The sequence below is a fragment of the Cellvibrio fontiphilus genome (genome assembly GCF_042646205.1).
In the GTDB taxonomy this organism is placed as follows: Bacteria; Pseudomonadota; Gammaproteobacteria; order Pseudomonadales; family Cellvibrionaceae; genus Cellvibrio; species Cellvibrio fontiphilus_A.
On sequence record NZ_JBHRTF010000002.1, the window covers coordinates 142,327 to 154,156 of the forward strand.

The window sequence follows — 11,830 nt, forward strand, 5'->3', positions numbered from 1 at the left end:
GGGGGCACAGCCTAGCGGAGGTCTTCGCCCCCCAAAAGCTGGTCAAGTAGGTATTTTTCAACGCTCAGGCTAATTTTTGCGAAAGTTCGACTAAAAACCTTCAAAACTTACTCGAAAACCACAGCACTTATTCATCCATAAAAACAGCCCTTCGGTGCCAGTTTTATCTCTTTGCGTTCGAATAAATTTAGTCGGGCGCAAGCACCGGTTGATTGGGTCAGGATTCAGGCGGCAATAGCTGCGCAGAAGTTCACTGTCGCGCAGCTCCAACAATAAGCCTAAAAAACATAAGAGAATCCGATATGACTAAACACAAAACTCCTCACCCCCTATTCACAACCTCCCTGCTGGGGGCCTGCATGTTCGGGCTGATCTCCTGTGGCGGCGGCAGTGATCACGGGGTTCGCGCTTCAACCAATTTATCAAGCTCCACATCATCAGTGGCCTCGTCATCCTCCTCTTCGTCTTCGTCAGCCGCACCGGTTGCAGCCTGTGACGAATCGGCCGGCGAAGGCCTGACCATGCTGAAAACCGATGGCACCAAGTGGGTCAAAGCCAGCGGCAATCAGGTTTGCCTCAAGGGCACCAACCTGGGTAACTGGCTGGTGCAGGAATTTTGGATGATGGGCCAGGGCGGCAATGGTGTGCATGACCAATGTACGCTGGAAGCCGAGCTGACCGAGCGTTTTGGTTACGCGGAAAAAGAGCGCTTGATCAAACTTTTCCGCGACAACTGGATCAAGGAGCGCGATTGGGATCAGTTGCAGGCCTTTGGTTTTAATGTGGTGCGCCTGCCGATTTTGTGGAGCGTGATTGAGGATGAAAAGAACCCCAGAACCCTGCGCGCCGATGCCTGGCACTATTTGGATTGGAGTATCGCCGAGGCCAAAAAACGCGGTATTTATGTGATTCTGGATTTACACGGCGCCCTGGGCGGCCAGACACCAAACGATCACACCGGCTGCTCCGGCCAGAATCAGTACTGGACGAACAGCGAATACCAGGATCGCACCAAGTGGCTGTGGGAGCAGATAGCCACCCGCTACAAAGATGAACCGGCAGTGGCCGCCTATGACCCGCTGAACGAGCCTTGGGGTTCAACCGCCGAGGACATGGCCGAGCGTATTACCGAGCTGTACGACACCATTCGCGCCATCGACGACAAACACATCATTATGCTGCCCAGCCATTACGGCAGTATCGATGCCTACGGTGACCCGGCGGACGCGCGCATGACCAACGTCGCCTTTGAACTGCACCCCTACCCCGGTTTGTTTGGCGATAGACCGGGCGACAGCCACTTTGACATCCATCGCGACTGGTTGAGATGCGGGCAGGAAGGCACCGGCGGTGTGTGCTTCTGGAACACCAAGCTGACCGAACTGCAAACCCCCATGCTGATGGGCGAATTCCAACCCTGGCAGGGCGCCGGTTTGGAATTGGGCGGCAAAATTGGCCGCGCAACTTACGACACCTATGCCAACTACGGCTGGGCTTCCACCAGTTGGGCCTACAAGTTGGTGACGGTTGCCGGCGGTCAGGGCAATGGGCTCTGGGGCATGGTGACCAACGAGGTGAATACCAACCTGGACACAGGCGTGGGCATGATCACCAAAGCCAGTACCTGGGACTGCAATAACTGGGACTCCAGCTTTGCCGAGGCCTGCGCTAAAAAAGCCACCACCATCACCACCGGCGGCACCGAGGATAAAACCTATTATCTGGTGGTTAAAACCGGTGCCAACGGCGGCGCCAGCCCGGACGTGACCTTTGACAGCATCAGCCTGAAAAACACCGCCACCAACGAGGAGCTGTTGGCCAACGGCAACTTTGGCGCCGCAGGCGGCTGGTCTGAACTCGCCATTAGCGGTTCGCTCCACTTCAACTACAACGCCAGCGATGCCAGCAAAGCCCCCACCGGTAGTGATGGCGCCTTCCTGCATATCACCCGCCCTGAGGGAGTAAACGGTGAAATCAATGGCGCGCTCTACCAGCAAATCACCTTAAAAGGCGGCCAAACCTACAGCTTTAGCGGCGTGTTTAAGGGCAATGGCAGCACCAATACCTGGGCCGAGATTTACCTGATCGAAGACCAGCCGGTAGCCGGAAAAGATGTGGTGGATAACGCCGGCAAGGTGGACTTTACCAGCGCGCCTATCGCAGAGATTGAAGCCCTGTTCACCAGTTACGGCACTGTGGGTTACGACGTCCATGAAGGACTGGCCCACTGGTTAGTGACCGATGAACACAACGATGTCTTCGACTACCCGGATCGCCCTACCGGTGTGAGCCTCACACTGGATGGCACTAGCGCCAACATCACCTGGGCGGCAACACCGGGCACGGGCATCAGCTACAACCTGTATCGCTCTACCTCAGCGGGCAACAAAGGTAGCTTGATCGCCGAAAACCTGACGGCCACCAACTACACCGACACCAACCTCAACCCGGATCTGACCTATTACTACTCGGTCACGGCGCGCAATAACATCGCCGAAAGTTATGCCAGCAACCCGGTAAATACACCTGTGCTTTACGTGGCGGTGCCCGCCAAAATCGAGGCAGAAAATTACACTGCCCACAGCGGCACCCAAACCGAAAATGCGGGTGACACTGGCGGTGGCCAAAACGTGGGGCATTTTGAACCGGGCGATTTTGTGGAATACAAAATCAAAGTGGCAACCGCTGGCAATTACCTCATCGAGTATCGCCTCGCATCACAAACCGGCAGCAGCGGTTTTGAAGCGCTGATTGATGGTGCGGTGGTGGATACCCAAATCCTGGAGGCTACCGGCGGCTGGCAGACCTATATCACCCAAAGCAGCGGTGCCATTGCGCTGCAACCGGGCAATTACACCCTCAAACTCAACTCGATTGGGCGCGAGTGGAACCTCAATTGGATCAACATCAAGGCGCAGTAAATGTTGATCACGGATGTTTGGCAAAAAACTTTATTTCTGAGTTAGCCCTGTTGCCTCCTGCCGCTGGTTATCCATCGGCAGGAGGCTTTTTTATTGTTTTCGTTTTCGTTTTTGTTTTTGTTTTTGTTTTTGTTTTTGTTTTTTTGCGATTGTTAACCGAGAGAAATTTATGATGAAAAAAACACTACAGCATTTACTGCTTGCCCTGACGGTAGCGGGAGCCAGCAATACCAGCCTGGCCGCCGACAGCCAAGGCAAAACCCTGAGCATTTACACCACCGCCAAAGACACCACACTGCGTTTGACCGCGGGTGAAAACCTGAGCCTTAAACCCGCACAGCAAGCGCCGGAAACTGACATTGCAATATTTGTGAACCCACAAAAACAATACCAAACCTTGTTGGGTATTGGCGGCGCCATTACCGATGCCAGCGCCGAAACTTACGCCAAACTCAGCAGCAAGAAAAAAGCGGAATTTTTAAAAGCTTATTACGATCAAAAAGACGGTATCGGCTACAGCCTGTTGCGCACCACCATTCACAGCTCCGACTTTGCCAGCGGCAGTCACACTTACATCAAAGAAGGCGATAAGGAATTAAAAACCTTTGATATAGCGCCCGATAAAAAATATCGCATTCCAATGATCAAACAGGCGATCAAAGCTGCAGGCGGTGAAATTACTACCTACGCCAGCCCCTGGAGTGCACCGGCGTTTATGAAAGACACCAACAACATGTTACAGGGCGGCAAATTGTTGCCCGAATATAACGAAGCCTGGGCCAATTATTATGTGAAATTTATTCAGGCCTATGAAAAAGCAGGCATTCCCATTTGGGGGCTGACGGTGCAAAACGAACCCATGGCCAAACAGACTTGGGAATCCATGATTTTCACCGCCGCGGAAGAGCGCGACTTTTTAAAAAATCATTTGGGGCCAACATTAAAAAAAGCCGGCATGGGCGATAAAAAAATTATTGTGTGGGATCACAACCGCGATTTAATTGTGCATCGCGCCAACACCATTATGGGCGACCCGGAAGCAGCGCAATATGTGTGGGGAATTGGTTTCCACTGGTATGAAACCTGGACCGGCGGCAAACCCATGTACAGCAACGTTGCCGAAGTTGCCAAGGCTTACCCCAATGTGAATTTATTGCTCACCGAAGCGACAGTAGAAAAATTCAATGCCGAGCGCTATCACTACTGGCCGAATGCTGAACGCTACGGCGATTCCATCATCAACGATTTTAATGCCGGCGCCGTGGCCTGGACTGACTGGAATATTTTGCTGGATCACACCGGCGGCCCCAACCACGTAGGCAATTTTTGCTTTGCACCTATTCATGCCGACACCAATGGCGAACTAATTTACACACCCACTTATTATTATCTGGGACACTTCTCCAAATTTATTCGCCCCAACGCCAAACGCGTCAGCGCTGTTGCCAGCCGCAGCCTGTTGCAAGTCACTTCATTTATCAACAGCGACAATTCTCTCGCTACCGTGGTAATGAATAACAGCGACAGCGCGATTAACTATCGCTTCTATATTGGCGATATGGAAACCAATGTCGCCATCCCTGCACATGCAATGCAGACCTTGGTGTATTGATTCCCGTCCAGACAACCAAGCTTGCTGCCTGGCAAGCTTGGCTTTCCCTGCAAAAAAATCCCTCCTGCTTTACAAAAAATAATTATCTCTCTGTAAAAATCGGCGAATAATGGACATCCGTTTTGATGCGGATTACGAATCCATTTATTAATGCAAAAATTGCAAGGAGTTCATCCATGAAAAAAATTGCCTTACTGGCGGCGGCCATACTGCTTCACGGCTGCGCTACCGACAGCGCCCTGAGCGGCTTGAACGATCAACATAAACAACAGCTGCAAACCATTACCCAAAGCCTGCCCGCTGAGCACCAGGCCCGTTATGCTGCGCGCAACCCGGTGGAAACCCTGGCGTTTTTTGGCATTAAACCGGGTGATACGGTGGTGGAAGCGCTGCCGGGGGATGGTTGGTATTCCAAAATTTTAATGCCCTATCTGGGCGAAAACGGTCGCTTGATCGGGGTGGATTACAGCCTTGCCATGTGGCCGGAATTTGGCGGTTTTGCGACTCCAGAATTTATTGAAAAACGCAAAGGCTGGCCTGCGCAGTGGAGCGGCGATGCTAAAAGTTGGGGCCCCGCCAAGGCCGAAGCCTACACTTTTGCCAATTTACCCGCCGAATTGACCGGCAAGGCCGATGCAGTGTTGTTTATCCGCGCCCTGCACAACCTCGCGCGTTTTGACGCCAAAGGCAATTACCTGAAACAAGCGCTGGCGGAAACCCATCGCGTATTAAAACCGGGTGGTGTGGTAGGTGTGGTGCAACATGCCATGAGCGAAGACAAACCCGATGCCTGGGCCGATGGCAGCCGCGGTTATTTGAAAGAGTCAGCCATTATCAAGGCCATGACTGACGCCGGTTTTGAATTTGTGGGCAGCAGTGACATCAACAAAAACCCCAAAGACCAACCGCAAGCGGATGACAATGTGTGGCGTTTGTTGCCGAGCTTGAGCGGCACTGAAGCGCAGAAAAACCAAAATCGCATGATTGGCGAATCCAACCGCGTGACCTTGTTATTTAAAAAGAAATAAACCTTTTGCCGCGTTAATGGTTTTTTATGGGCACCATTAACGCGGGCTGTTGTCCGAATCAGTTGTTGAAGAGCCTGCACCCAAAACCGGGTGTTCAATAGGCGCTGGAGGAAATATTTGTGGATGATTTAGTTAGGCTGGTCTATGCCAGTGAAGCAACATTTGATGCGGCAAACCAGGGTGTTGAACTGGAGGTGGGGCGAATTCTCACCGAGTCGCGCCGCAATAATACCCGCGCGCAAGTGGGTGGTGTGCTCTATTACGGCAACGGTTATTTCTTTCAATGTTTGGAAGGCCAGCGCGATGCGGTGGTGGAAACCTATCAGCGGATTTGCCTGGACCCGCGCCATAAAAACCCCAAAATTTTATTAAAAGGTTTTACCAAGCGCCGCTTATTTCAGGACTGGAGCATGAAGTATTTGCCCACTGAAAAAAAATTGCGCGACTTTTTGGCACAACACAGCCTGACAGAGTTTTCGCCGTTTGATTATGATCGCGAAATGGTGGGGCGTTTGTTAATTTATTTCCAGCAGGCCGATGAGTCAGGTGAGCTTGCTGAACACAGTAAAGAATCGCCAACCGCTGCACCCACAACTGCAGCAACCAGCGCGCCCAAAACCGGTTGGCGCCGTCTATTTAACCGTTAACAGACGCCGAGCATGAACAACCACAGTATTAATCCCGCGATTATTTTTTGCCGCTATTTGCAGCAGTTAAAAACCATGCTGGCAAAAATGGATAGCCATACCGGTGGCGATAACAGCCTGCTGCAACAGAGCCTATACCCGGGCATGTTGCCGCTGCTGGCGCAAGTGCGCACTGCCGCTAACTTCTCGCTGCGCTGTTGCTGCCCGCTTAGCTCGCGCCCCAGAATCAGTTTTGATAATAGCGACGAAACTTACGCCGGCTTGCAATTACAAATCAGCCAGACCATCGAGTATTTACAGGCAATTCCGGCGAGCGATTTTATTCACGCCACCACCATCATTAGCGATAAGGCCGGTTTTACCCAATTGCATTTGCCGGCACTGGAATATGCACAGCTCTATTCACTACCCAATTTTTTCTTTCACCTGAGCATGGCTTACGCCATCGCCCGCAATGCTGGTGTACCGCTCAGCAAAGGCGATTTTGATGGCTACCATCACTACCCTGAAGGTTTTTCGTTTGTCGAAAACACTCCGCCTTAACCGCTGAACCGCGACGGAACTTTGCGTCACATCAAATAATTTCCAGTTACTTTTTTATTTTTTCATTCGCCAAATTTGCTTGATATATATCAATTTTCGCTCTGTGAATTTTCGTAACACTGCCGCTGTGATTAACGAAGAGTGAACAACAGAGGAAGCGAAAATGCGTCAATTAATTATGGCATTGGTGATCGGTAGCGGCTGCGTTGCGCCCTTTACACAAGCCCATGAAGCCGGTGATTTTTTAGTACGTGTAGGTGTTGCACAAGTCGAACCCGATGCCAGCAGCGGCACCGTATTAGGCGGCGGGGTGGATGTGGAAAATGCCACCGGCCTTGGCTTTTCCGGCACCTGGTTTGCCACACCCCATATCGGTGTTGAAGTATTGGCCGCACTGCCCTTTGAGCACGACATAGTGGGCAGCGGCGCCCTGAAAGGCGTGGATATAGGCAGCACCAAACACTTACCTCCTACGGTATCCCTGCAGTATTACCCGCTGAGCCAAGGCAAATTCCAACCCTATGCGGGCATTGGCCTCAACTACACCACCTTTTTTGATACCAGCAGCAGCGCCACTCTGGATGGCGCATTGAATGGCGCTACCGATATATCGCTCAAGGATTCCACCGGCCTCGCACTGCAATTAGGCGCTGACCTGCAACTGAATGACCATTGGTATTTAAATGCAGCCGTGTGGAAAATCGACATAGAAACCACCGCGCGTATTTACGTGGATGGCAACCACGCCGCGAGCGTGGACGTGGCGATTGACCCGCTGGTATTTATGCTCGGCGCCGCTTATTCCTTTTAAATAAAAATTCACGTTTTTTATTCTGCTTATCTCGAACTGATGGATTCAGTTCGGGATTTTTTTACCCATGTGCATGGCGGATTTTTTGCCAACAATCGTCTAGGCAGCAAACCTTTTCATAATGGAGCGCCCTGGATGCGATTAATAACAATAGTTAGTGCAACACTCGCCTTACTGCTAAGCGCCTGTGAGCTAAAACAAGATACCCCTGGCAAAGATAAACCCGCCGCGGCCACGCTTCGCCAATACGATGCCATAGTGGATGCAAATACACCGGGCGCTTACAGCAGCATTCAAGCAGCACTTGCTGATGCACCGGAGAATACAGCAGTGCGCTACCGCGTCTTGATCAAGGCGGGTCAATACAAAGAAAAAGTAACCATCACTCGGCCCAACCTTGAAATTCGCGGTGAGGGCGCAGCCAAAACCATTATTTATTTCGATGCCTACGCCGGTAATTCGCGCGGTTATAGAGCCGATGGTTGGGGCACACCCGGCTCGGCAACAATGTCGATTAACTCCACCGATGTACACCTTGCCGAGCTGACAATTGAAAATACCTTTGATTATTTGACCAACGATGCCAAAGGCGATGACGACCCAACCAAAGCGGGCGATAGCCAAGCTGTGGCTCTGTTATTGGATACCGGCAGCGACAGAGTCAGCCTTAGCAAAGTCACTTTGAATGGCTATCAGGACACCTTATTTGTGCATGGCAAACGCGCCTATTTTTATCAAAGCGCTATTAGCGGCAATGTGGATTTTATTTTTGGTCAAGGCAATGCAGTGTTTGATCAATCCACCATTATCAGTCGCCCGCGCAACAGCAGTTTTAATGCGGGAGAAATCCAAAGTTTTATCACCGCACCATCCACCAATATCCAACGCGAATTCGGACTAACATTTTTGGATTGCAAACTGACTTACGAAGCCGGTGTGCCGGAACACAGCATCACCCTGGGGCGCCCCTGGCACCCCACCACAACATTTCCCGATGGTCGCTATGCCGACCCGAATGCAATTGGCAAAGCGGTTTTTATTCGCACCTTTATGGATAAACATATTCACCCGCAAGGTTGGTCGAGCATGGCGGGCACAGCACCCGACGGCACCAAGAGCCGGATATTTACCCCGGAAGAATCGCGCTTTTTTGAATACCAAAGTTCAGGCCCCGGCGCCACAATCAATGAGCAGCGCCCGCAATTGACCGATGCACAGGCCGCCGGCTATTCGCTGGAAAAAATATTTATTGATTGGCAGCCCGCGCGCTAACGCCGAATCCAACACCGGGAGTAATTATGAAAATACTCATGATAAAAACCATCGCCCTGGGCGCTTGTATGGTGCTTGGCGCCTGCTCATCGCTGCCTCCACAACCCTATGAAAACACCTACACGGTGGAAAACCGTTACGCACAGGATGTAAAAAGTTTTCCCTCTATTCAGGGGATTGCCAGCACAGCGGTGCCTGATGCGGTGATTGAACACAAGAACATCACCTACGTGCGCTACGGCCAACGCGAGTTGCAGTTGGATTTGTACCTGCCCAAAGCCCTCGCCCAAAACCCAACGGCGACGCCCGCTCCCGGAGTGATTCTGGTGCACTGTGGTGGCTGGCGCTCCGGCTACCGCACTCACTTGACACCCATGGCAATTGAATTGGCCAAGGCGGGTTATGTTGCCGCCACGATCAGCTACCGCTTAGCGCCGGAGGCCCAATACCCGGCAGCCGTGTATGACGTAAAAGCGGCGATTCGCTGGCTGCGCACCAACGCCGGGCAGTACGGGGCAGACCCGGCACACATCGCCGTGGGTGGCGCTTCCGCGGGCGGGCAAATTGCCAGCTTGACGGGCATGACCAATGGCCTGCGGCGTTTTGACCCGCAGGCCACACACAGCAACATATCCAGCGATGCCCAAGTCATATTGAATATTGATGGGCTGTCGGATTTCACCTCCGCCGAAGCGCGCAAACACGAAGATCGCCCCGGCAAAGGCGCTTCCGCAGCAGGCTCCTGGTTTGGCGGTAGCTATGCCGAACAACGCGACTTGTGGCATGACGCATCCCCCACCTATTACGTTGGCGAGAGCAGCCCACCCATTTTATTCCTGAACAGTACCCAAGAGCGCTTTCACGTGGGGCGCGATGAGATGATCGGTAAAATGCAGGTTTACGGCATCCCCGCCAAAGTCGTCACCCTGCCGGATACCCCCCATACTTTCTGGCTTTACGAGCCCTGGATCAAACCCGCCGCCGCCGTGGTTGTGGAGTTTCTGGACAAGCAGTTCAACCACCCGATCCAGCGCTAGGCACTCGCCTAACTCCCTCCCGGCCTCGCCCGCCCTTTCACACCCGCTCACCAGTTGCCCGCGCAGCTGGTGAGCGCCCTGACAAGCAATAATCCGCCAGGGGATTTGCACTCCCAATGCTATGCTGATGCTTCGACTGGCGGATTTTTAATTGCCAATCGTCACAGTACAAACCCCTCGACCCAGCCGCCGGGGGGATTGGACAAAATAATAGGCGCAAGAATAACTATGACCAACCAAGAAAATCTGGAGAGCATCTACCTGTCAATCCGCAAGGGGTTGATGAGGGCTGTTTCCCGCCTGGTGCCCCCGAAAGAAATCGAGGACATAGTGCAGGAGACTTATGTGCGCATCTGTGCGGTGAAAACCGAGCAGGTCACGCACCCGCGATCATTTTTGTATCGCACCGCGCGCAATTTGGCGCTGGATCACCTCAAGCGCGCCGAAACCCGCTCAACCATGAGCATGGAAGATGAAACACTCAATCTGGATGGGTTGGTGGAGGAAGCGGATCAGGTGTACGACCAAGTGGCTGCAAGCCGGGAGTTTGAGCATTTTTGCGAGGCAGTGCGCCACCTGCCGCTGCAATGCCGCAAGGCATTTGTGCTTAAGAAAGTTTACGGCTATTCACAAAAAGAGATTGCCGATAAGTTGAACATTAGCGAAAACACCGTTGAAAAGCATATCGCCATGGGCCTGAACCGCTGTCGCCAATATATGCAACAAGCGCCAGCCTGCACCAACAAGGGCAATGACTCCGGCAAGAGCCGGGAGATAAAGTGATGAGTAAAATTTATCAATTCCAGACCGAAAACCAGATATACGATGACGCCAGTCTCTGGATAGCGCGCATGGATCGCGGCTTATCTGCAGAGGAAACTGAAGCCCTGCGCCGGTGGATATCGGCTAGCGCCAAACACAAAGAGTGCCTGCTGGAAATGGCCCAACTCTGGGATCGCATGGATAAACTCTCGATACTCTCCGAGCTGTTTGATTCGCCATCAGTAGCGGCATCCACCAAGCGCAGCCTTGCGCGCCCGGTTTGGGCACTCGCCGCCTCGGCATTGCTGGCGGTAGTGGGCCTGCAATTATTTATGCCCCAAACACCGCTTACCCAGCCCGGCACTGAACAGGCGCCCGTGCTTTCGCAACAAACTAGCCAGCCATCAAACACACTCTATGAAACAGGCATTGGCGCTCACTCCACGGTGAACCTGCCCGATGGCACCCGTTTGTTACTCAACACCAACACGCAGGTTTCAGTCACTTACAGCACCGACCAGCGCCTGTTGTTATTAAAAAAAGGCGAGCTACTGGTTGAAGTTGCACATGACAAACAGCGCCCACTGCGCGTACAGGTCGGCGACAAAATAGTCGAGGCAGTGGGCACAGCGTTTAATGTTTATCTCAAAGATGAACAGAACTTCGATGTGATAGTGACTGAGGGGCGCGTCAAGGTAAAACCCATTGCCCAAATAACCCAAGCGATTACCGGCCCCGGCACCGATAGCATTCAGGAGTTGGGCCGCGGTGAAAAATTAAGTGTGCGCAATACACACGCGGCGGCGGTGGAGGCTATTGGCGCTACCGCGATTCATGATCGTTTGTCCTGGCGCGATGGCAACTTGGTATTTCGCGGTGAAACACTCCAAGATGCATTAAATGAATTGAGCCGCTACACCCCCGATAATTTTAAAGTGGTTGATGCACGCATTAATCAAGTGCGCATTGCTGGCCTCTATAAAGCAGGAGATGTAGAAGGTTTACTGCTCTCGCTTAAAGAGAATTTCAATATCACCAGCACACGATCGGCCGACGGAGTCATTGAACTTTCTATGCAACAATAATCTGTGCAGCAATAATTTTTATTAAGTTGTTAAAAAATTAACAACTTAATATGGAGGAAAAAAACACCTAAATCGTCTTATTAACGCGGCACAAAACCGCGCTGGAGAAGTT

The 11,830-nt window shown here is 52.2% G+C and carries 11 protein-coding genes; all 11 read left to right on the plus strand.

Features of this window, described 5'->3' with window-relative positions:
• Positions 1–302 precede the first annotated feature (302 nt).
• The 11 genes from ACFODX_RS02520 to ACFODX_RS02570 all read left to right on the plus strand — a co-directional run bounded on the left by ACFODX_RS02520 (position 303) and on the right by ACFODX_RS02570 (position 11,718).
• Positions 303–2,921 carry a cellulase family glycosylhydrolase gene (locus tag ACFODX_RS02520; protein WP_378115730.1) on the plus strand — a complete coding sequence of 873 codons (2,619 nt, stop codon included), beginning with the start codon at positions 303–305 and terminating at the stop codon, positions 2,919–2,921.
• Entirely contained in the window at positions 2,897–3,094 is a 198-nt protein-coding gene (locus tag ACFODX_RS02525; RefSeq protein WP_378115732.1) for a hypothetical protein, read from the plus strand. The genes ACFODX_RS02520 and ACFODX_RS02525 overlap by 25 nt, the downstream gene beginning before the upstream one ends.
• On the plus strand, positions 3,091–4,533 hold the full coding sequence (locus ACFODX_RS02530; RefSeq protein WP_378115734.1) for a glycoside hydrolase family 30 protein: 1,443 nt from the start codon (positions 3,091–3,093) through the stop codon (positions 4,531–4,533). The genes ACFODX_RS02525 and ACFODX_RS02530 overlap by 4 nt, the downstream gene beginning before the upstream one ends.
• A 176-nt stretch (positions 4,534–4,709) precedes the next feature.
• The gene (locus tag ACFODX_RS02535) at positions 4,710–5,561 is read left to right on the plus strand and encodes a class I SAM-dependent methyltransferase (protein ID WP_378115736.1); all 852 of its coding nucleotides are present in this window, start codon (positions 4,710–4,712) and stop codon (positions 5,559–5,561) included.
• 119 nt (positions 5,562–5,680) lie between these two features.
• Positions 5,681–6,208, plus strand: a complete 528-nt coding sequence (locus ACFODX_RS02540; RefSeq protein ID WP_378115738.1) for a BLUF domain-containing protein — start codon at positions 5,681–5,683, stop codon at positions 6,206–6,208.
• Positions 6,209–6,220: 12 nt separating this feature from the next.
• Positions 6,221–6,751 (plus strand): DUF1993 domain-containing protein, encoded by a 531-nt coding sequence (locus ACFODX_RS02545; protein ID WP_378115740.1) that lies wholly within the window; start codon positions 6,221–6,223, stop codon positions 6,749–6,751.
• A 163-nt stretch (positions 6,752–6,914) separates the two neighbouring features.
• A complete protein-coding gene (locus tag ACFODX_RS02550) occupies positions 6,915–7,562 on the plus strand; it encodes an OmpW/AlkL family protein (RefSeq protein WP_378115742.1) in 648 nt (215 codons plus the stop codon).
• A 135-nt stretch (positions 7,563–7,697) separates the two neighbouring features.
• Complete coding sequence (locus ACFODX_RS02555; protein WP_378115744.1) at positions 7,698–8,834, plus strand: pectinesterase family protein; 1,137 nt, start codon at positions 7,698–7,700, stop codon at positions 8,832–8,834.
• Positions 8,835–8,860: 26 nt separating this feature from the next.
• Positions 8,861–9,871, plus strand: a complete 1,011-nt coding sequence (locus ACFODX_RS02560) for an alpha/beta hydrolase fold domain-containing protein (RefSeq protein WP_378115746.1) — start codon at positions 8,861–8,863, stop codon at positions 9,869–9,871.
• A 228-nt stretch (positions 9,872–10,099) separates the two neighbouring features.
• On the plus strand, positions 10,100–10,654 hold the full coding sequence (locus ACFODX_RS02565; RefSeq protein ID WP_378115748.1) for an RNA polymerase sigma factor: 555 nt from the start codon (positions 10,100–10,102) through the stop codon (positions 10,652–10,654).
• Complete coding sequence (locus tag ACFODX_RS02570) at positions 10,654–11,718, plus strand: FecR family protein (RefSeq protein ID WP_378115750.1); 1,065 nt, start codon at positions 10,654–10,656, stop codon at positions 11,716–11,718. The genes ACFODX_RS02565 and ACFODX_RS02570 overlap by 1 nt, the downstream gene beginning before the upstream one ends.
• Positions 11,719–11,830: the final 112 nt, after the last annotated feature.